Origin of the sequence: Klebsiella sp. P1954 (assembly GCF_018199955.1) — a bacterium.
Lineage (GTDB): Bacteria > Pseudomonadota > Gammaproteobacteria > Enterobacterales > Enterobacteriaceae > Klebsiella > Klebsiella pneumoniae.
In genome coordinates, this window is the sequence record NZ_CP073373.1 from 515,164 (window position 1) to 535,110 (window position 19,947).

General features: G+C 59.1%; 17 protein-coding genes. 12 read left to right on the plus strand and 5 right to left on the minus strand.

All coding sequences use genetic code 11. The features are described 5' to 3' along the window. Positions 1–316 precede the first annotated feature (316 nt). From ydgH to folM, 3 genes are all read left to right on the plus strand, one after another. Positions 317–1,267, plus strand: a complete 951-nt coding sequence (ydgH, locus tag KB890_RS02620; RefSeq protein ID WP_002903384.1) for a DUF1471 family protein YdgH — start codon at positions 317–319, stop codon at positions 1,265–1,267. Between the two features lie 177 nt (positions 1,268–1,444). After that, on the plus strand, positions 1,445–2,827 hold the full coding sequence (locus KB890_RS02625) for an amino acid permease (RefSeq protein WP_004179684.1): 1,383 nt from the start codon (positions 1,445–1,447) through the stop codon (positions 2,825–2,827). 36 nt (positions 2,828–2,863) lie between these two features. After that, positions 2,864–3,586, plus strand: coding sequence for a dihydromonapterin reductase (gene folM / locus KB890_RS02630; protein WP_004179681.1), 723 nt, complete (start codon positions 2,864–2,866; stop codon positions 3,584–3,586). Here the strand turns inward: folM and KB890_RS02635 are convergent. Further along, on the minus strand, positions 3,583–3,918 hold the full coding sequence (locus KB890_RS02635; RefSeq protein WP_002903379.1) for a GlpM family protein: 336 nt from the start codon (positions 3,916–3,918) through the stop codon (positions 3,583–3,585). The two genes, folM and KB890_RS02635, sit on opposite strands and share 4 nt — an antisense overlap. 128 nt (positions 3,919–4,046) lie before the next feature. Between KB890_RS02635 and rstA the strand changes: the two genes are divergently transcribed. The 4 genes from rstA to tus all read left to right on the plus strand — a co-directional run bounded on the left by rstA (position 4,047) and on the right by tus (position 7,937). Continuing rightward, positions 4,047–4,766, plus strand: coding sequence for a two-component system response regulator RstA (rstA, locus tag KB890_RS02640; RefSeq protein ID WP_002903377.1), 720 nt, complete (start codon positions 4,047–4,049; stop codon positions 4,764–4,766). 242 nt (positions 4,767–5,008) lie between these two features. Beyond that, positions 5,009–5,371 (plus strand): hypothetical protein, encoded by a 363-nt coding sequence (locus tag KB890_RS02645; protein WP_002903374.1) that lies wholly within the window; start codon positions 5,009–5,011, stop codon positions 5,369–5,371. Positions 5,372–5,627: 256 nt separating this feature from the next. Then, the gene (gene rstB / locus KB890_RS02650) at positions 5,628–6,929 is read left to right on the plus strand and encodes a two-component system sensor histidine kinase RstB (RefSeq protein ID WP_004151564.1); all 1,302 of its coding nucleotides are present in this window, start codon (positions 5,628–5,630) and stop codon (positions 6,927–6,929) included. A 75-nt stretch (positions 6,930–7,004) separates the two neighbouring features. Then, on the plus strand, positions 7,005–7,937 hold the full coding sequence (gene tus / locus KB890_RS02655; protein ID WP_004148259.1) for a DNA replication terminus site-binding protein: 933 nt from the start codon (positions 7,005–7,007) through the stop codon (positions 7,935–7,937). Here the strand turns inward: tus and fumC are convergent. Together fumC and fumA are read right to left on the minus strand one after the other, a co-directional pair. Further along, the gene (gene fumC, locus KB890_RS02660) at positions 7,927–9,327 is read right to left on the minus strand and encodes a class II fumarate hydratase (RefSeq protein ID WP_002903315.1); all 1,401 of its coding nucleotides are present in this window, start codon (positions 9,325–9,327) and stop codon (positions 7,927–7,929) included. The genes tus and fumC overlap by 11 nt on opposite strands. 339 nt (positions 9,328–9,666) lie before the next feature. Continuing rightward, on the minus strand, positions 9,667–11,313 hold the full coding sequence (gene fumA / locus KB890_RS02665; protein WP_211778010.1) for a class I fumarate hydratase FumA: 1,647 nt from the start codon (positions 11,311–11,313) through the stop codon (positions 9,667–9,669). 201 nt (positions 11,314–11,514) lie between these two features. On the opposite strand from fumA, the gene manA reads away from it, so the two are divergent. Both manA and KB890_RS02675 read left to right on the plus strand, forming a co-directional pair. Further along, positions 11,515–12,690 carry a mannose-6-phosphate isomerase gene (gene manA / locus KB890_RS02670; RefSeq protein ID WP_004892339.1) on the plus strand — a complete coding sequence of 392 codons (1,176 nt, stop codon included), beginning with the start codon at positions 11,515–11,517 and terminating at the stop codon, positions 12,688–12,690. A gap of 89 nt (positions 12,691–12,779) precedes the next feature. Next, a complete protein-coding gene (locus tag KB890_RS02675; RefSeq protein WP_020324648.1) occupies positions 12,780–14,318 on the plus strand; it encodes a YdgA family protein in 1,539 nt (512 codons plus the stop codon). 39 nt (positions 14,319–14,357) lie between these two features. On the opposite strand, the gene KB890_RS02680 is transcribed toward KB890_RS02675, so the two are convergent. Next, positions 14,358–15,386, minus strand: coding sequence for a Mal regulon transcriptional regulator MalI (locus tag KB890_RS02680; protein WP_004148253.1), 1,029 nt, complete (start codon positions 15,384–15,386; stop codon positions 14,358–14,360). Positions 15,387–15,558: 172 nt separating this feature from the next. Between KB890_RS02680 and malX the strand changes: the two genes are divergently transcribed. Both malX and KB890_RS02690 read left to right on the plus strand, forming a co-directional pair. Beyond that, on the plus strand, positions 15,559–17,151 hold the full coding sequence (gene malX / locus KB890_RS02685; RefSeq protein WP_020324652.1) for a maltose/glucose-specific PTS transporter subunit IIBC: 1,593 nt from the start codon (positions 15,559–15,561) through the stop codon (positions 17,149–17,151). 51 nt (positions 17,152–17,202) lie between these two features. Next, positions 17,203–18,375 (plus strand): MalY/PatB family protein, encoded by a 1,173-nt coding sequence (locus KB890_RS02690; protein WP_020324679.1) that lies wholly within the window; start codon positions 17,203–17,205, stop codon positions 18,373–18,375. A gap of 13 nt (positions 18,376–18,388) precedes the next feature. On the opposite strand, the gene KB890_RS02695 is transcribed toward KB890_RS02690, so the two are convergent. Continuing rightward, on the minus strand, positions 18,389–19,417 hold the full coding sequence (locus tag KB890_RS02695) for a CorA family divalent cation transporter (protein WP_004179669.1): 1,029 nt from the start codon (positions 19,415–19,417) through the stop codon (positions 18,389–18,391). A gap of 311 nt (positions 19,418–19,728) precedes the next feature. Between KB890_RS02695 and ydfZ the strand changes: the two genes are divergently transcribed. After that, on the plus strand, positions 19,729–19,932 hold the full coding sequence (gene ydfZ / locus KB890_RS02700) for a putative selenium delivery protein YdfZ (RefSeq protein ID WP_004151566.1): 204 nt from the start codon (positions 19,729–19,731) through the stop codon (positions 19,930–19,932). Positions 19,933–19,947 lie beyond the last annotated feature (15 nt).

Below are 19,947 nucleotides of genomic sequence, written 5' to 3' on the forward strand. Positions count from 1 at the left end.
GGGCAGCAATATTTACCTGAATTTGCCGCCCAGGCCTGATAATCCGCTTATCCTGCGGTATAAAACGCCATTTATCGCCATTGAGATCATTGTGTTAACATTACATTAACTAATAAAAGTGGTATTGATTATCGTTTTTGCTGGTCAAGCGCCTGTTTTTTCAACATATCGAAAAATGTTATCTTTCCGTAGTATACGATTCGGGCGGCAAGCAAAAATTGACGCAGACAGTCACGGCGATTAAATGCAATAATCAAACGTTTTCAGTCAACAACAACACCAGTATATGGTTTGCGCAAGGCAAAGGATTATTTTTATGAAGCTTAAAAACACCCTCCTGGCGTCTGCTCTCCTGACAACCGCCACGTTGTCTGCCCATGCAGCGACCGAGTTGACCCCGGAGCAGGCGGCTGCGCTGAAGCCCTACGATCGCGTTGTCGTCACCGGCCGGTTTAATGCCATTGGCGATGCGGTACAGGCAGTATCGCGCAAAGCCGACAAAGACGGCGCGGCCTCATTCTATGTTGTCGACACGTCGGACTACGGCAATGGCGGCAACTGGCGCGTCACGGCTGACCTTTATAAAGAAGACGCGCCGAAAGCGGATGCGCCGAAGAATCGCATTATCAACGGCGTGATGGAGTTGCCGAAAGATCAGGCCGTTGAGCTGATGCCTTACGACACCGTCACCGTTCAGGGCTTCTATCGCAGCCAGCCGGAAGTCAACGACGCCATCACCAAAGCGGCGAAAGCAAAAGGCGCCTATGCGTTCTTTATCGTCCGCCAGGTTGACGCCAACCAGGGCGGCAACCAGCGCATTACCGCTTATATCTACAAAAAAGATGCTGAAAAACGCGTGCTGCAGAGCCCGGACGCTATCCCGGCTGACTCTGAAGCTGGCCGCGCAGCGCTGGCCAAAGGCGGCGAAGCGGCGAAGAACGTGGAAATTCCGGGCGTTGCCACCACCGCCGCGGTGGGTTCGGGTACCGGCGTTGGGCGTTTCTTTGAGACTCAGTCTTCGAAAGGTGGACGTTACACTGTCACTCTGCCGAACGGCACTAAGGTCGAAGAAGTGAACAAAGTGACTGCGGCGCAAATGGTGCCGTTCGATAACATCCAGTTCACCGGCAACTACGGCAACATGACCGAAATCTCCTATCAGACGGCGAAACGCGCGGCGAAGAAAGGGGCGAAGTACTACCACATCACCCGCCAGTGGCAGGAACGCGGCGGCAACATCACCATCAGCGCCGATTTGTACAAATAATCGCTGCTGGCTGGCTAAAAAGGCGGCGCATTGCCGCCTTTTCATTTTTTTTCATCCCCCGCCATTGCATGGCCCCCGGACACTCCGTAAAATCCCGCGCCTTAGCGCAATCCTCCATTTTTATGCGATTTCGCAAAATAAATATTCTGGAACAGCCATTTTCACCTCGGGAATGCAATGGAAAAGAAACTGGGCCTGAGCGCCCTGACCGCCCTGGTCCTTAGCTCAATGCTCGGCGCTGGCGTATTCAGTTTGCCGCAAAATATGGCTGCCGTGGCCAGCCCCTCCGCTCTGCTCATTGGCTGGGCCATCACCGGCGTCGGGATCCTGTTTCTCGCTTTCGCCATGCTGCTGTTGACCCGTATTCGTCCCGACCTCGACGGCGGGATCTTCACCTACGCTCGCGAAGGATTCGGCGAACTGATCGGCTTCTGCTCCGCCTGGGGATACTGGCTGTGCGCGGTGATCGCCAACGTCTCCTATCTGGTTATCGTCTTTTCGGCGCTCAGTTTTTTCACCGATACCCCTGAGCTGCGCCTGTTTGGCGATGGTAATACCTGGCAGTCTATCGTTGGCGCGTCGGTTCTGCTGTGGATCGTCCACTTTCTGGTCCTGCGCGGTGTCCAGACGGCAGCGGGGATTAACCTGGTGGCCACCCTCGCCAAGCTTCTGCCGCTGGGCGCCTTCGTCGCGCTCGCCGCCCTGGCCTTTCAGCTGGATACGTTCCGCCTCGATTTTAGCGGCCTGGCGCTGGGCGTGCCGGTATGGGAACAGGTCAAAAACACCATGCTGATCACCCTGTGGGTGTTTATCGGCGTGGAGGGGGCGGTAGTCGTGTCCGCGCGGGCGCGGCACAAGCGCGACGTTGGCCGCGCGACGCTGCTGGCGGTGCTGTCGGCCCTCGCGGTGTATCTGCTGGTCACCCTGCTGTCGCTGGGCGTTGTGCCGCGCAGCGAACTGGCCGAAATGCGCAACCCGTCGATGGCGGGACTGATGGTCAGGCTGATGGGGTCATGGGGGGAGATCGTCATTGCCGCCGGGCTGATCGTGTCGGTGTGCGGCGCTTATCTCAGCTGGACCATCATGGCCGCGGAGGTGCCTTTCCTCGCCGCCACTCATAAAGCCTTCCCGCGCCTGTTTGCCCGTCAGAATAGCAACAACGCCCCCTCCGCCTCATTGTGGTTGACCAATATCAGCGTTCAGGTATCGCTGGTGCTGATCTGGCTGACCGGATCGGACTACGGCACGCTGCTGACCATTGCCTCTGAGATGATTCTCGTGCCCTATCTGCTGGTCGGCGCCTTTCTGCTGAAAATCGCCACTCGCCCGCTGCATAAAGCGGTGGCTATCGGCGCCTGTATTTATGGCATATGGTTATTATACGCGTCGGGGCCTGTGCATTTGCTGTTGTCGGTGGTACTTTACGCTCCGGGTCTTCTGGTCTTTTTGTACGCCCGACGTACGCACCAGCACGATCGTTCGCTCAAACGCCGCGAAGTGGCGCTAATTGGTTTATTGCTGGTTGCCGCTGTGCCGGCAACGTGGATGCTGGTGGGGTAAGCGGTCGCCCTGCCGCAGAACGCATAGGAGATACCCATGGCTGAACAACAGCCCCGCCCGATTCTGATCACAGGAGCAGGCCGCCGCATCGGCCTCGCTCTGGCACACCATTTTCTGCAGCAGCGCCAGCCGGTCATCGTCAGCTATCGTACGCCCTATCCGGCGATTGACGGCCTGCGCGAAGCGGGCGCGCTCTGCCTGCAGGCCGATTTTAGCAGCGATGACGGCATTCTGACCTTCGCTGAAGCGGTCAAATCACACACCGACGGTCTGCGCGCCATTATCCATAACGCCAGCGACTGGATGGCGGAAAAGCCGGGCGTCCCGCTGAGCACCGTCATCAACCGCATGATGCAGATCCACGTCAACGCCCCCTATCTGCTCAACCATGCGCTGGAGGCGTTGCTGCGCGGCCACGGCCATGCCGCCAGCGACATTATCCATATCACCGATTACGTGGTGGAGCGCGGGAGCGACAAACATATCGCCTATGCCGCCAGCAAAGCCGCCCTGGATAACATGACCCGCTCCTTCGCTCGCAAGCTGGCGCCAGAGGTTAAGGTCAACGCCATCGCGCCGTCGCTAATCATGTTTAATGAGGGTGACGACGAGGCCTATCGTCAGCAGGCGCTGGATAAATCGCTGATGAAAATCGCCCCTGGCGAAAAAGAGATTAGCGATCTCATCGATTACCTGTTTACCAGCCGCTACGTTACCGGCCGCTCATTCGCTGTCGACGGCGGCCGCCCGCTGCGCTAGTGGAAACGGCTCCAGCCGAGGATTAACAGCCAGGCGCACAGCCCCCAGCATCCCACCGCGCCTGCCAGCGCCAACGGCAGGCGCATGATCCCGGTGAAATACCACAGTGACAGCAGATAGATAAAATAGGGAAGAATCGACCACATGCCGAATACGATGGTCGCGCGCAGGGCTTCGATCCCCCGCTCGCTGGCGACAATATAATGGGCGATGAGCGCAAAGGTGGGAAACAGCGGGACCAGGCCAGCGATAGCGTAGTTTTTGGTTTTCGCCAGCACGCCAATCAGCACCACCACCAGCGCTCCCAGCAGCCCTTTGATTAACAGCCCCATGCCCGTATGCCTTAACAGTGAATCAATAAGTTAGGGCAGCATAGCGGATTTAACGCTGTTTATAAAAGAGTAATGGCGGGTAAAATAAGTGCGGTGTATGTTACTTCTTTTACTGATGTGCAATAGACATGAATAAAATCGTTTTTGTTGAGGATGACCCTGAGGTAGGCACGCTGATCGCCGCCTATCTCGGCAAGCATGATATGGATGTGGTGGTCGAGCCTCGCGGCGACCGCGCTGAGGAGGTGATCGCGCGGGAGAAACCGGATCTGGTGCTGCTGGACATTATGCTGCCCGGCAAGGACGGAATGACGCTCTGTCGCGATCTGCGCGGGCAATGGCAAGGGCCGATTGTCCTGCTGACTTCGCTCGACAGCGATATGAACCATATCCTCTCCCTGGAGATGGGCGCCAGCGATTATATTCTGAAAACCACCCCGCCAGCGGTCCTGCTGGCGCGACTGCGTCTGCATTTGCGCCAGCATATTGCTCCGGCAGGCGCCGGATCCGCCTCCTCAACGCTCACGCCACATAAAACCATCTCCTTCGGCTCGCTGACCATTGACCCGGTCAACCGCCAGGTGCTGCTTGGCGGAGAAAACGTCGCCCTGTCGACCGCCGATTTCGATCTGCTGTGGGAGTTGGCCACCCACGCCGGGCAGATTATGGACCGCGACGCACTGCTGAAAAATTTACGCGGCGTTACCTATGACGGGATGGATCGCAGCGTCGACGTGGCTATCTCCCGCCTGCGCAAAAAACTGCTCGACAACGCCACGGAGCCCTATCGTATTAAGACCGTTCGCAACAAAGGCTACCTGTTCGCCCCTCACGCCTGGGATAACTAAGCAGCCCTTCTGCGGCCCTGCGAGGGGCCCGCTCATCGCGCGCTCGCCGGCGGCAAAGTTATCACGTTTGCTGCCTGCTGCGTTCGTCCCTGGCGCGCACATTCATCACCGGAACTTGTCATATTGATTAAATCAATAGAATTAGCCGTACAGAACCCCATCACATAACTCCTCAATATGATTGTGCTCAAGGACTTACCGCTGTCAGAGTGGCATAAAGCCTGAAAACACAGGACTTTTACATGATGAAATACGTTGTACTTTTGGCACTCTCACTGTTCACTTCTCTCTCTGGCTGGGCTTTTTCCCTCGACAACGCCGATATTCGACTCCTCTGTCCGCAGCGCGGGCAAATCGAGGTGATCCTTCATCGCTATGAACATACCCAGCAATCCTGGGGGCAGCATCACTTTGAAACCGGCGGCGGCCACGTTCGCCAGGGGCCGCTGCTGGTGATCCCGTTTGCCAACCTCGATCAGATGATTTACCACCAGACCACCGGCGAGTTTGCTTACTGGTATGCCGAAACGGAAAAACTGGTGCGCTGTCGGCTGCTGAGTCTGACGACCACCTATCCGGTAGACATTCCTTATTATCGTGAGTAGCGTATCCATCGACGCACAAAATACGATTGCCCTGCTCCCACCGAGGGTGAAGAAATCACCGCATCGAGTGACACTGTCACCTTTTCACCGTTCTGTCTCCAGGCTGGCTATTGTCAGGGGGCATAAACCCTGCTTTGATAGCGTATCGATGATTTCCCCGCGCCTCGCCCGGGGATATCGATAACATTGACTCCCCGACGCGCAGAAGATGCCCCTGGGGCGCCAGACAGGTTTCTCTTGAATACGCGGTAATGTAATGAAAAAGCTGTTCGTGCAGTTCTATCTTCTGCTCTTCGTCTGCTTTCTGGTGATGACCATGCTGGTCGGTCTGGTCTATAAATTTACCGCGGAGCGCGCCGGACGGCAGTCGCTTGACGATTTGATGAAAAGCTCGCTGTATCTGATGCGCAGCGAGCTGCGGGAGATACCGCCGCGCGACTGGAGCAAGACCCTTAAAGAGCTGGACCTGAATTTATCGTTTGATCTGCACATCGAGCCGATCAGCAAATTTAAGCTGTCGGAAAGCTCGATGCAGCACCTGCGCGCCGGCGATATCGTCGCCCTCGACGATCAGTACACCTTTATTCAGCGCATTCCCCGCAGCCACTATGTGCTGTCGGTGGGCCCGGTGCCCTATCTCTATTTTCTGCATGAGATGCGCCTGCTGGACGTGGCGCTAATGGCGTTTATTGCTATCTCTCTGGCCTTTCCGGTGTTTATCTGGATGCGCCCGCACTGGCAGGACATGCTGCGCATTGAGACGGCCGCCCAGCGCTTTGGCGAAGGTCACCTCAGCGAGCGCATTCACTTCGACAGTATGTCCAGCTTCGAGCGGCTCGGGGTGGCCTTTAACCAAATGGCCGATAACATTAATGCGCTTATTGCCAGCAAAAAGCAGCTGATTGACGGCATCGCCCATGAACTCAGGACACCGCTGGTACGCCTGCGCTACCGTCTGGAGATGAGCGAGAATCTCACCGAGGCGGAATCGCAGGCGCTGAACCGCGATATCGGTCAGCTGGAGGCGCTGATTGAAGAGCTCCTGACCTACGCCCGCCTCGACCGCCCGCAGACGGAGCTCAGCCTGACGACTCCCGATTTTCCCGCCTGGATCAGCGATCACGTCGAGGATATCCAGATGGTTAACCCACAGCGCGAGGTCGCCCTGGCGACGCTGACCCACGGTAACTACGGCGCGCTGGATATGCGACTGATGGAGCGGGTGCTGGATAATTTGGTCAATAACGCCCTGCGCTACAGCAGCCAGCGGGTGGCGGTCAGCCTGACGCTGCAGGGTTCGCGCGCTTCGTTGCTGGTTGAGGATGACGGCCCGGGAATCGCCCCCGAGGAGCGCGAGCGGGTGTTTGAGCCCTTTGTCCGCCTTGACCCCAGCCGGGACCGGGCGACAGGAGGCTGCGGCCTCGGCCTGGCGATTGTCCACAGTATCGCCCAGGCGATGGGCGGCGAAGTGCGCTGCGAGGCCAGCCCTCTCGGCGGCGCCCGCTTCTGCTTTAGCTGGCCGGTCTATCATCAGCTGCCTGATTTCACCTCTGCCTGAATAAAACTTGCGCAGAAGCCGCGGGCTGGGTATGCTGCAAAAATCTAATAGTATGTTGTAACTAAGGTGGTAATAATGGCCAGCTACGACCTCGTTGAACGTCTGAATAATACCTTTCGCCAGATCGAGCTGGAGCTGCAGGCGCTCCAGCAGGCGTTAAGTGACTGCCGTCTGCTGGCGGGCCGGGTATTTGAACTGCCGGCGATCGGTAAGGATGCCGAGCACGATCCGCTGGCCACTATTCCGGTGGTGCAGCACATCGGCAAGACGGCCCTGGCGCGCGCCCTGCGCCACTACAGCCATCTGTTTATCCAGCAGCAATCGGAAAACCGCAGCAGCAAGGCCGCCGTACGCCTGCCGGGGGCTATCTGCCTGCAGGTTACCGCCGCGGAGCAGCAGGATCTGCTGGCGCGTATTCAGCATATCAATGCCCTGAAGGCCACCTTCGAGAAGATCGTCACCGTCGACTCCGGCCTGCCCCCCACCGCCCGTTTTGAGTGGGTACACCGTCATTTGCCGGGGTTGATCACCCTAAGCGCCTACCGCACGCTGACGCCCCTCGTCGACCCGAGCACCATCCGCTTCGGCTGGGCCAATAAGCACGTCATCAAGAATCTGACCCGCGACCAGGTGTTGATGATGCTGGAGAAAAGCCTGCAAGCGCCGCGGGCGGTGCCGCCGTGGACCCGGGAGCAGTGGCAGAGCAAACTGGAAAGGGAGTATCAGGATATCGCCGCCCTGCCGCAGCGGGCGCGGCTGAAAATAAAACGACCGGTGAAAGTCCAGCCGATCGCCCGCGTCTGGTACGCCGGCGAGCAGAAACAGGTACAGTACGCCTGCCCCAGCCCGCTGATCGCCCTGATGTCCGGCAGCCGGGGGGTCAGCGTACCGGATATTGGCGAGCTGCTGAACTATGATGCCGACAATGTGCAGTATCGCTACAAACCGGAGGCGCAGTCGCTGAGATTGCTTATCCCGCGCCTGCACCTCTGGCTGGCTAGCGAATAGCCAGGCTGCCGACCATCTCTTCCGGGCGCACCCAGCTGTCGAATTCGGCTTCCGTCAGGTAGCCCAGCGCCAGCGCCGAGGCTTTGAGAGTCAGCCCCTCATGGTGCGCTTTTTTAGCGATTTCCGCCGCCTTGTCGTAGCCGATATGGGTATTCAGCGCAGTAACCAGCATTAGCGACTCATTGAGCAACTGACTGATCCGCTCGCGATTCGGTTCAATACCCACCGCACAGTGCTCGTTAAAGCTCGCCATACCGTCCGCCAGCAGACGCACCGACTGCAGGAAGTTGTGGATGACCATCGGGCGATAGACGTTAAGCTCAAAGTTGCCGGAAGCACCGCCGATATTCACTGCCACGTCGTTGCCCATCACCTGGCAGCAGACCATGGTCAGAGCTTCGCACTGGGTTGGGTTAACCTTGCCCGGCATAATCGATGACCCTGGCTCGTTTTCCGGGATGGCGATTTCACCAATGCCGCAGCGGGGGCCGGAGGCCAGCCAGCGGACATCGTTAGCGATTTTCATCAGCGAGGCCGCCAGGCCTTTCAGCGCGCCGTGGGCATGGACCAGGGCATCCACAGTGGCCAGCGCTTCGAATTTGTTCGGCGCGGTGACAAATGGCTGTCCGCTGAGCGACGCCAGCTCGGCCGCCACCCGTACGGCATATTCCGGATGGGTATTCAGCCCGGTTCCTACCGCCGTCCCGCCCAGCGCCAGCTCGGCAAGATGCGGCTGACTGGCTTCAATGTGCTTCAGGCTATGGTCCAGCATCGCCACCCAGCCGGAGATCTCCTGGCCTAAGGTGAGCGGCGTGGCGTCCTGCAGATGGGTGCGGCCGATCTTGACGATATCCCTGAAGGCCACCGCTTTTTCATTGAGCGTCGCCCGCAGCGCCTGCAGCGACGGGATCACTTTTTCCCGCAGGGCAATCAGCGCCGCGACGTGCATGGCGGTGGGGAATACATCATTTGAGCTCTGGCTCTTATTCACATCGTCATTGGGATGAATTTTTCGCGCCATCCCCCGTTCTCCGCCGAGCAGTTCACTGGCGCGGTTGGCCAGCACCTCGTTCATATTCATATTGCTTTGGGTGCCGGAGCCGGTCTGCCAGATAGCCAGGGGGAACTCCTGCGCGTGCTTTCCGGCCAGCACTTCGTCAGCGGCGGCGACGATCGCCCCGGCTTTCTCCGCCGTCAACAGTCCGAGATCCTGGTTAACCTTCGCCGCCGCCCGCTTGGTCAGCGCCAGGGCGTATATCAGCTCCCCGGGCATTTTTTCGGTCGAGATGCGGAAATGCTCCAGCGAGCGCTGGGTCTGGGCGCCCCAGAGTTTATCGGCCGGGACCTCGATGGCGCCCATCGAGTCTTTTTCACTGCGATGCGTTGTCATTACTTTCTCCTTGGATGAAAAGTGCGTCATAGCGACAAAGCTCACCTGCTTAAAAGACTAAGTATTGGCCAGATTGATAAGTTGTTTTGGTGGTTCGTGCCGCGAAGCGACATAAAAAAAGCCGCCCCGAGGGGCGGCCCAGACCGCTGACAAAATGCAATCGTCGGGATTGCCCGGCGGCGCTACGCTTGCGCGGGCCTACAGAGAACTGCATAACTTATTGATATTGCTGTCTTTCGTAGGCCGGGTAAGGCGAAAGCCGCCGCCCGGCAGAAAGGCGCTCACCCTAACGAAATCAGGTTTGTCATCGACCAGCGCCGCCCCGAAGGGCGGCCTGGGTTACTTCACGCAGCGGGCGCACTGCGAGGTCTGGATCTGCTGGAAGAAGTCATTGCCTTTATCATCAACGAGGATAAAGGCCGGGAAATCCTCCACTTCAATTTTCCAGATAGCCTCCATACCCAGCTCCGGATAGGCCACGCACTCGAGGCTCTTGATGCTCTGCTGGGCCAGCACTGCCGCTGGGCCGCCGATGCTGCCGAGGTAGAAGCCGCCGTGTTTGTGGCAGGCGTCGGTGACCTGCTGGCTGCGGTTGCCTTTCGCCAGCATGATCTTGCTCGCCCCATGGGACTGCAGCAGATCAACGTAAGAGTCCATGCGGCCTGCGGTGGTCGGCCCCAAAGAGCCGGAGGCGTAACCGTCCGGCGTCTTGGCCGGACCTGCGTAGTAGATCGGGTGATCTTTGACGTACTGCGGCAGCGCCTCGCCGTTGTCGATAAGCTCCTTCAGCTTAGCGTGGGCGATATCGCGGGCGACGATGATAGTCCCGCTCAGCGACAGGAGGGTGGACACCGGATACTGTGACAGCTGCGCCAGGATCTCGCTCATCGGCTGGTTAAGATTTACCTTCACCGCTTCGCCTTCCCCGGCCTGGCGCAGATGCTCAGGGATATATTTCCCCGGGTTGCTCTCCAGCTTCTCGATCCAGATGCCGTCGCGGTTAATCTTGGCTTTGATGTTGCGGTCGGCGGAACAGGAAACCCCCATCCCTACCGGGCAGGAAGCGCCGTGACGCGGCAGACGGATCACGCGGATATCGTGGGCAAAGTATTTGCCGCCGAACTGCGCGCCGAGACCAAGGTTCTGCGCCTCCAGCAGCAGCTCCTGCTCCAGTTGCACGTCGCGGAACGCCTGGCCGTGCTCGTTACCTTCGGTCGGCAGGCCATCGTAGTATTTGGTGGACGCCAGCTTCACGGTCTTCAGCGTCGCTTCCGCCGAGGTACCGCCGATCACGAAGGCGATATGGTACGGTGGACAGGCGGCAGTACCGAGGGTGCGCATCTTCTCGACGAGGTAATTTTTCAGCTTCGCCGGGGTGATCAGCGCTTTGGTTTCCTGGTACAGATAGGTTTTGTTCGCCGAGCCGCCGCCCTTGGCGATGCAGAGGAATTTGTACTCATCGCCATCGGTAGCATAGAGATCGATCTGCGCCGGCAGGTTGGTGCCAGTGTTAACCTCTTTATACATATCCAGCGGCGCGTTCTGCGAGTAGCGCAGGTTGTCCTGGATATAGGTGTTATACACCCCCTGCGCCAGGGCGGCTTCATCGCCGCCGCCGGTCCACACGCGCTGGCCTTTTTTACCCATGATGATCGCGGTGCCGGTGTCCTGGCAGGTGGGCAGAATACCTTTGGCGGCGATATCCGAGTTGCGCAGGAACTGCAGCGCGACGTATTTATCGTTTTCGCTGGCTTCCGGATCGTTAAGGATATCCGCCACCTGCTGCTGATGCGCAGGGCGAAGCATAAAGGAGGCGTCGTGGAAAGCATGCTGCGCCAGAAGGGTCAGCGCCTGAGGGTCAACTTTTAGCACTTCCTGGCCGGCGAATTCGGCGACGGAGACGTAATCACTGCTGAGGAGATAATACTCGGTGTCATCCTTTTTGAGCGGAAAAGGATCCTGGTAAACAAACGGTTTATTCGACATTGTACTCTCACTTACTGCTTTGGCTGATTATGTTTCAGGCAGGGACTCCATGTGCCTGTAGAAAAGCGAGTCGAACAATCTTACACAATTTTTTAACAAAAACTGAGACAAGGACGACTTTTTCTTTCAGCAGTTGCTTCTCCACCGTTTGCTGGTTTAATAGGGCGATAAAATTTACTTTGTTTGAAACAGGGATTGAGAATGCAAAAGCTGATTAACGCCGTGCAGAACTATGCATGGGGAAGCCACACCGCCTTAACCGAACTGTATGGCATCGCCAACCCGGACAATCTGCCGATGGCAGAGCTGTGGATGGGGGCGCATCCGAAGAGCAGCTCGCAGATCCTGGCGGCCGACGGCCAGCCGCGTTCACTGCGCGAGGTGATTGACGCGGATAAAGCCGCTCTGCTCGGCGACAAGGTTGCCGCCCGCTTTGGTGAACTGCCGTTCCTGTTTAAGGTACTGTGCGCCGCTCAGCCGCTCTCAATTCAGGTGCATCCCAACAAGCAGGCCTCGGAGGAAGGTTTCGCCCGCGAGAACGCCGCCGGTATCCCGCTCTCCGCCGCCGAGCGTAACTACAAAGATCCGAACCACAAACCGGAGCTGGTTTTTGCCCTGACGCCGTTCCTGGCGATGAATGCATTTCGCGAGTTCAGCGAGATTGTCACCCTGCTGCAGCCGGTGGCTAGCGCGCATCCGGCAATCGGCGCCTTCCTGCAGCAGCCGGACGCGACTCACCTGAGCCAGCTGTTTGCCAGCCTGCTAAATATGCAGGGTGAGGAAAAGGCCAAGGCGCTGCAGGTGCTGCGCGACGTACTGGCCCGTGAACAAGGCGAACCGTGGCAGACTATCCGCCTGATCGCGGAATTCTATCCGGACGACAGCGGCCTCTTCTCCCCGCTGCTGCTGAACGTGGTGAAGCTGAACCCAGGCGAAGCGATGTTCCTGTTTGCTGAAACGCCGCACGCCTATCTGCAGGGGGTGGCGCTGGAGGTGATGGCCAACTCGGATAACGTACTGCGCGCCGGCCTGACGCCGAAATACATTGATATTCCTGAGCTGGTTGCTAACGTCAAGTTCGAGGCTAAACCGGCGGGTGAGCTGTTGACCCAGCCGCAGCGTCACGGCGCGGAACTCGACTTCCCGATCCCGGTGGAAGATTTTGCCTTCTCCCTGCATGACCTCTCCGCCGAGGCCAGCGATTTGGCCCAGGCAAGCGCGGCGATCGTGTTCTGCGTCGACGGCGAAGCCGTACTGCGCAAAGGCGACCAGAGCCTGACCCTCAAGCCGGGCGAGTCGGCCTTCGTGGCCGCCAGTGAATCGCCGGTGCAGGTCAGCGGCCGCGGCCGCGTGGCGCGCGTTTTCAATAAGCTCTAGTAAGCGACTGACCCTTCAGGTCGCGCTTACTGTTGGTGATAACTCAGCCAGGCGGTCTCTCCGCCTGGCTTCATTTATGGATAAATGCTATGAAAAAATCGCTGGTCGCAGCAGGAGTCATCGTGGCGCTGGGCGTGGTATGGACAGGCGGCGCCTGGTTCACCGGTAAACAGCTGGAAGGCCGGATCGCCGATATGGTGCAGCAGGCAAACGCCCAGCTGCGCAGCAGCGCGCCGGAGTCAGGTCTGGAGCTGAGCTATCAGGACTACCAGCGCGGGCTGTTCAGCAGCCATCTGCAGCTGGTGGTGAAGCCGATCGCCGGTCAGGCTAACGGCTGGCTGGCCGCCGGGCAGAGCGTGGTGCTTGACGAAGTGGTCGATCATGGCCCCTTCCCGCTGGCCTCGTTAAAAGCCTTTAATCTGGCGCCGGCAATGGCTTCCGTCCACACCACGCTGGTGAAAAACGACGCCAGCCAGGCGCTGTTCGAGATAGCCAAAGGCGACACCCCCTTTACCGTCGATACGCGCATTGCCTACAGCGGCGACAGCCAGTCGGCTATCGTCCTTAACGCCCTCGACTACGCTAAAGGCGATGAGAAAGTCACCTTCAGCGGCGGTCAGTTCCAGCTCGACGCCGACCGCGACGGCAAAAACATCAGCCTGAAGGGCCAGGCCGGCAGCGGGCAGATCGATGCGCTCAACGAATATAACCAGAAGGTACAGCTGCGCTTCGTCAACCTGACCACCGACGGCGCCACCGAGCTGGCCAGCTTCAACGAACGTATCGGCCAGCAAAAAATGACCCTCGATAAACTGGCCATCAGCGTCGAAGGCAAAGAGCTGGCGCTGATCGACGGCATGGCGCTGGACGGCGGCTCGACGCTGACCCAGGACGGCAAAGGCGTGAACAGCCAGGTGAACTACACCGTCAACAGCCTCAAGCTGCAGGGGCAGGATATGGGCAGCGGCAAACTCACGCTGAAAGTGGATAACGTCGACGGTCAGGCGTGGCACCAGTTCAGTCAGCAGTACAGCGCGCAGTCTCAGGCGCTGCTGGCGAAACCGGAGCTGGCGCAGAATCCGGAGCTGTATCAGCAGGCCCTCACCGAAACGCTGTTCAATGCGCTGCCGATCCTGCTCAAAGGCAACCCGTCGGTGACCATCTCTCCGCTGAGCTGGCGCAATGCCAAAGGCGAAAGCACCCTCAACCTCTCGGTTCTGCTGAAAGATCCGGCCCAGGTGACCGCTCCGCCGCAGACCCTGGCGGACAGCCTGGATCGCGTGGTGCAGTCCCTGGACGGCAAAGTGGAGATCCCGGTGGATATGGCGACGGAGTTTATGACTAAGATCGCCGGTCTGGAAGGCTATCAGCCGGCCGATGCCGCCAAGCTTGCCGATCAGCAGGTCAAAGGCCTGGCGGCGATGGGCCAGATGTTCCGCATTACCACCATGGAAGATAACGCCATCAGCAGCAGTCTGCAGTACGCGAACGGCCAGGTGACGCTGAACGGACAGAAAATGCCGCTGCAAGATTTTGCCGCGATGTTTGGTCTGGAAGCGCCTTCGCTGCCGGACAGCGCGCCGCAGGAAGGCCAGCCGCAGCAGGATGACGCCGCCCCGCAGCCGTAACTTATCGGTACAGGAGACGGCCAGCGCGCGCCGTCTCCCTCATTTTCGCGTCACCAGCCGCGGGGGCATAATCTGGTTTCGCGTCTCGCCAGTCCCCTCTTCCAGCCGCCGCAGCATCGAATCCGCCAGGCTTTTCCCCATCTCCCGCGCCGGGGTGGTCACCCAGGTGAGAGGCAGGTCGTCGAGGGCGGCCTCCGGCACGTCGGCAAACGCCGCCAGCGCCACCCGCTGCTCAAAGTAGCTCTCGACGCCATCTTCCCCGCTCTGTCTTCCAGCCCGTAACAGACCGAACCACGCGCCGGTGGCTACCACGTTGTTGTAGCACAGCACCGCGGTGATGGTCGGATTCTGGCGCAGCAGGCCGGTCATCGCCTCCGCCGCCTGCTTCTGGCTGGACTCGCACTCCAGCACCCATTCGCTGTGAAACGGCAGGCCGTATTTCAGCAAGGTGGCGCAATAGCCGCCGACCCGCTCGGCGCGCGTCAGCGAAGCACTCTGCCCGCCGAGCCAGGCGATCCGCTGATGGCCGCGGCGGATAAGATGCTCCGTCACCAGCTGCGCCGCCTGCATGTTGTCCGGGCGGATCAGGTCGACATCGTCAAGATAGCTGGCGCGGGAAGCAAACACCAGCGGCACCCCCGCCTCCGCCGCACGCTCGCGCAGCTCGCTCCCGCGGTCGATCGCCCCGGCGATAATCACCCCGTCCACCCCCTGCGCCGCCAGCGTATCAAACCGCTGGGCCATCTTCTCGCCGCTGCGGCCTCCCTGGGTGAGAAATACCATTTTCCCCTGCCTCTCCAGGGCATCGGTGAGGCCGGCGGTTAATTCAGCATAAAACGGTTTTGACAGGTCGCTGACGATAAGGCCAATCACCCCGCTCTGCCCACCGCGCAGCGAGGCCGCCTGACGATTGCGCACAAATCCCAGCTGTTCGATAGCCTGATTAACCCGCTCGCCGGTGGCGCTGGAGATGCGCCCTTTGCCGCTCAGTACCAGTGAAACGGTACTCACGGAGACGCCGGCAGCCAGCGCCACATCATTGATGGTGATCTTTTTTGCGATTGCCATAACCTGCTGGCTGACTCCCTTGCCTGTCGATAAATCGTTTTATCATTGTGCGATCTTTATAAACCTTATTATCGCTTGAATATGTGATTTTTATCGCACTAAAAAGTGGTAAAACGTTTTATCTTGCCGTGGCGTTAGTTCTCCCGACCACTTATGAATCAGGAGCCGTGCTATGACGGCGAAAACAGCACCAAAAATCACCTTATGGGAATTTTTCCAGCAGCTGGGAAAAACCTTCATGCTGCCCGTAGCGTTGCTCTCGTTTTGCGGGATCATGCTGGGGATCGGCAGCTCGCTAAGCAGTCACGATGTTTTGACTCTGCTGCCGTGGCTGGATATGCCGCTGCTGCAGGCCATCTTTATCTGGATGAGCAAGGTCGGCTCCTTTGCCTTCAGCTTCCTGCCGGTCATGTTTTGTATCGCCATCCCGCTGGGTCTGGCGCGAGAGAACAAAGGCGTCGCCGCCTTCGCCGGCTTCGTTGGCTACGCGGTCATGAACCTGGCGGTCAACTTCTGGCTGACCGCGAAGGGTATTCTGCCCACCACCGACGCCGCGATCCTGAAGGCCAACAATATCCAGAACATTATCGGCATTCCGTCAATCGATACCGGGATCCTCGGGGCGGTGATCGCCGGAATTATCGTCTGGCTGCTGCATGAACGCTTCCATAACATTCGCCTGCCGGACGCCCTGGCCTTCTTCGGCGGCACCCGCTTCGTGCCGATCGTCACCACCGTGGTGCTGGGGCTGGTTGGGCTGGCGATCCCGCTGGTGTGGCCAGTCTTCGCTATGGGGATCAACGCCCTCGGGAAGATGATCAACAGCGCCGGGGATTTTGGGCCGATGATCTTTGGCACCGGCGAGCGACTGCTGCTGCCGTTTGGCCTGCACCATATTCTGGTGGCGCTGATCCGCTTTACCGAAGCCGGCGGCACCCTCGACGTCTGCGGCCACAGCGTCAGCGGCGCGCTGACCATCTTCCAGGCGCAGCTGAGCTGTCCGACGACCCACGGCTTCGCCGAAAGCGCCACCCGTTTCCTGTCGCAGGGTAAAATGCCGGCATTCCTCGGCGGCCTGCCGGGAGCCGCGCTGGCGATGTACCACTGCGCCCGTCCGGAAAACCGACATAAAATTAAAGGCCTGCTGATCTCCGGGGTCATCGCCTGCGTGGTCGGCGGCACCACCGAGCCGCTGGAGTTCTTGTTCTTGTTTGTCGCGCCGGTCCTGTATGTCATCCACGCGCTGCTGACCGGTCTCGGCTTTACCATCATGGCGGTGCTCGGGGTAACCATCGGCAACACCGACGGCAATATCATCGACTTCGTGGTGTTTGGCATTCTGCATGGCCTGGCGACCAAGTGGTATCTGGTGCCGGTAGTGGCGGCTATCTGGTTCGCGGTCTACTATGCCATCTTCCGCTTCGCCATCACCCGCTTCAATCTGAAAACGCCGGGCCGCGACATCGACACTGCCGCCAGCGTGGAGAAAGCCGTAGCCGGTACCATCGGCAAATCCGGGTATAACGTACCGGCGATTCTGACGGCGCTCGGCGGCGCAGAGAACATTGTTTCGCTGGATAACTGCATTACCCGTCTGCGCCTGTCGGTGCACGATATGAGCAAAGTGGACGCCGCCGCGCTGAAAGCCCATCGCGCCATCGGGGTGGTACAGCTCAACCAGCATAATCTGCAGGTGGTTATTGGCCCGCAGGTACAGTCGGTAAAAGATGAGATGGCCACGCTGATGAATACCGTGCAGGCCTGATCCCACTAGTCCCCCCCCGCTACGGAGGGGGCGCTCGCTAAGGAAGCTCCAATGTTTGATTTTGCCACCCCTATCGATCGCCACGGCACCTGGTGCACGCAATGGGACTATGTCGCCGACCGGTTTGGCGCCGCCGATCTGCTGCCGTTCACTATTTCCGATATGGATTTCGCCACCGCGCCCTGTATTCTCGACGCCGTTAGCCAGCGGCTGGCCCACGGGGTGTTCGGCTACAGCCGCTGGCGCAACGAGGCGTTTCTCGGGGCGATTGCCCACTGGTACGCCAGTCGCTTTAACAGCGACATCGATCCGCAATCTGTGGTCTACGGACCGTCTGTTATCTACATGGTGGCGGAAACCATCCGCCAGTGGTCGAAAGAAGGCGACGGCGTCGTGGTCCACACCCCTGCCTACGATGCGTTCTATAACACCATCACCGCTAACCGGCGGCGGATTGCCCCGGTGCCATTGATCCTGAAGGATAATCGGTGGCGCTGCGATATGGACCGCCTGGAGGCGGCGCTGGCGGAGCCAAAGAATACCCTGCTGCTGCTGTGCAGCCCGCACAACCCAACGGGGAAAGTCTGGCGTCGCGAGGAGCTGGAGACCATGGCGGCCCTGTGTCAAAAACATGGCGTCAGGGTGATTAGCGACGAAATTCATATGGACATGACCTGGAGCGAACACCGCCATATCCCGTGGAGCGAGGTCGCTCAGGGACCATGGGCGCTGTTCACCTCCGGTTCGAAGAGCTTCAATATTCCGGCCTTTACCGGGGCCTACGGCTTTATCCCCGAAGAGAACGAGCGCGACAGCTACCTGCAGGCGCTAAAGGGTCGCGACGGGCTCTCTTCCCCTTCCGTGCCGGCGCTGGTCGCCCATATCGCCGCCTACCGCGACGGGGCTCCCTGGCTCGATGCCCTGCGCGACTACCTGCAGGCGAATATGCGCTATGTCGCCGACACGCTCAACAACGCCTTCCCCGCGCTCGGCTGGCAGCCGCCGGAGGCCACCTACCTGGCATGGATCGACCTGCGCCCGCTCAACGTTGACGATCGCGCGCTACAGCAGGCGCTGATCGCCGAACAGAAGGTGGCGATTATGCCGGGTTATACCTATGGTCCTGAGGGCAACGGCTTTCTGCGACTCAACGTCGGCTGCCCGCGCGAGAAGCTGGAACGCGGTGTCGAAGGACTGATTGCCGCCCTGCGCAGCCTCAGCTGATTCGACGCGCAATCTACAGGTCATCGCGCCGGCGAAACGCCAGGTAACCGGCGCCGAGGGTAAAGACAGCGACAATCACCACCAGCAGGATAAACCCGTGGTGGTTGCTTGCCAGCGGGATCCCACCGACGTTCATGCCGAAAAAACCGGCGACGATGTTAATCGGCAGCGCGAGGACGGTGATCACCGTCAGGGTATAGAGGGTGCGATTGCTCTGCTCCAGCTGGCGGGCGCCAATCTCCTCCTGCAGCAGACTGATGCGCTCGATCAGGCCCGACAGATCGTTGAGCACCACGCTAAACTCTTCGGTGAACTGACGAAACGCCTGCACCACCGCGCGATCCATCCACGCCGGCGGCCGGTTAAGCAGCCGGAACATCGCCGCCGGCTCCGGCGCCAGCAGCCGCTGGAAGCGTAAAAGCATCCGCCGTAGCCGCGCCAGATCGGCCCGGTTGCGCTGCACGTGATTGCTCAGAAGACGCTCTTCAATAAGGTCAACATGGCGGCTGGCCTGGCGGACGACCTGCTCCAGCACCTCCTCCTGCTCCTCCAGCAGAAAGGCCAGCAGCTCAGTAGACGTGTTCACCCTGAGCGTCTGCAAGCGCGGCAGCATCCATTCGATAAACCGCAACGGTTTGAAGCGCGCCGTCACCACCAGCCTGGGGCTACAGTAGAGCCACAGCGTGGCGGTTTCCGCGCTGGTATCCTGCGGACGAAACAGCACATCGTTAAGCACAGCGAACAGATTTTCCCCCTGTCGCTCAATGCGGGTGGTGTGCGAGCCGCTGCGGATCTCCTCGAAGAAAAAATCGGCCACCGGAAAGTGGCTGGTTAACCATTTCTCGGCGGTGGCATGATTAAGATTCAGGTGTAACCAGATAAACGCCTTGTCATCGGCGAGCGCCTGATAGCGGGCGCATACCTCGCCAGAGGCGATCGGCTGCGGGGGGCGCTGTTCATGAAACAAATAGCCATGCACCAGGCCGGAAACTTCACTATCAAAATCGGGCTTTAACATCTTCGCGGTGACGTCTTGACTCATGGCTCCCTCAGGACAGGCACTGGCACCGTTGATGCCCGAATATTGTCATCTTTCGCTATTTTCCGCGGGCTGGCAAGGTTAATAATCTGGTCATAAAACAGTAACCTGGCTGACATATGACGGCCAGTATCACGCTTCATCCCCTCGCCGCGCAGGCGATGCGATGGAGGCGAACAGAAGGTCTTCTTGCCTTTATGCTCAGGCGGTTATTAAAATAAATTTGATTATCCTCAAAACTTTTTTAGGCAGAAAGCGGTATTAATTTGCGCGCTTAATCATTGCTTTCACCCAGGTTTATTGAGGAGGAGACCATGAAAACCTATGACCGTAATCGTAACGCTATTGCTACCGGCAGCATGGTAATGATCGCCGGTAACGGGACGACGGGCGTGATTAAAGCTATCCATGGCGAGGGGAAAACCGCTGAGCAGCTGCGCCGGGCGGACTGCGTTGAAATCGACGGCTGCGAGGGCCGCTTCTGCCCGTTGGATCTGATCCGTCTCGGCTTCCATTAATTCCTGCCGCCAGGT

Coding starts and splice junctions, on each gene's coding strand:
- malX (WP_020324652.1), top strand. CDS start 15,559: ATGACGGCGAAAACAGCACCAAAAATCACCTTATGGGAATTTTTCCAG.
- manA (WP_004892339.1), top strand. CDS start 11,515: ATGCAAAAGCTGATTAACGCCGTGCAGAACTATGCATGGGGAAGCCAC.
- KB890_RS02675 (WP_020324648.1), top strand. CDS start 12,780: ATGAAAAAATCGCTGGTCGCAGCAGGAGTCATCGTGGCGCTGGGCGTG.
- KB890_RS02645 (WP_002903374.1), top strand. CDS start 5,009: ATGATGAAATACGTTGTACTTTTGGCACTCTCACTGTTCACTTCTCTC.
- ydgH (WP_002903384.1), top strand. CDS start 317: ATGAAGCTTAAAAACACCCTCCTGGCGTCTGCTCTCCTGACAACCGCC.
- KB890_RS02695 (WP_004179669.1), bottom strand. CDS start 19,417: ATGAGTCAAGACGTCACCGCGAAGATGTTAAAGCCCGATTTTGATAGT.
- KB890_RS02635 (WP_002903379.1), bottom strand. CDS start 3,918: ATGGGGCTGTTAATCAAAGGGCTGCTGGGAGCGCTGGTGGTGGTGCTG.
- fumA (WP_211778010.1), bottom strand. CDS start 11,313: ATGTCGAATAAACCGTTTGTTTACCAGGATCCTTTTCCGCTCAAAAAG.
- ydfZ (WP_004151566.1), top strand. CDS start 19,729: ATGAAAACCTATGACCGTAATCGTAACGCTATTGCTACCGGCAGCATG.
- rstB (WP_004151564.1), top strand. CDS start 5,628: ATGAAAAAGCTGTTCGTGCAGTTCTATCTTCTGCTCTTCGTCTGCTTT.
- KB890_RS02625 (WP_004179684.1), top strand. CDS start 1,445: ATGGAAAAGAAACTGGGCCTGAGCGCCCTGACCGCCCTGGTCCTTAGC.
- tus (WP_004148259.1), top strand. CDS start 7,005: ATGGCCAGCTACGACCTCGTTGAACGTCTGAATAATACCTTTCGCCAG.
- rstA (WP_002903377.1), top strand. CDS start 4,047: ATGAATAAAATCGTTTTTGTTGAGGATGACCCTGAGGTAGGCACGCTG.
- fumC (WP_002903315.1), bottom strand. CDS start 9,327: ATGACAACGCATCGCAGTGAAAAAGACTCGATGGGCGCCATCGAGGTC.
- KB890_RS02680 (WP_004148253.1), bottom strand. CDS start 15,386: ATGGCAATCGCAAAAAAGATCACCATCAATGATGTGGCGCTGGCTGCC.
- folM (WP_004179681.1), top strand. CDS start 2,864: ATGGCTGAACAACAGCCCCGCCCGATTCTGATCACAGGAGCAGGCCGC.
- KB890_RS02690 (WP_020324679.1), top strand. CDS start 17,203: ATGTTTGATTTTGCCACCCCTATCGATCGCCACGGCACCTGGTGCACG.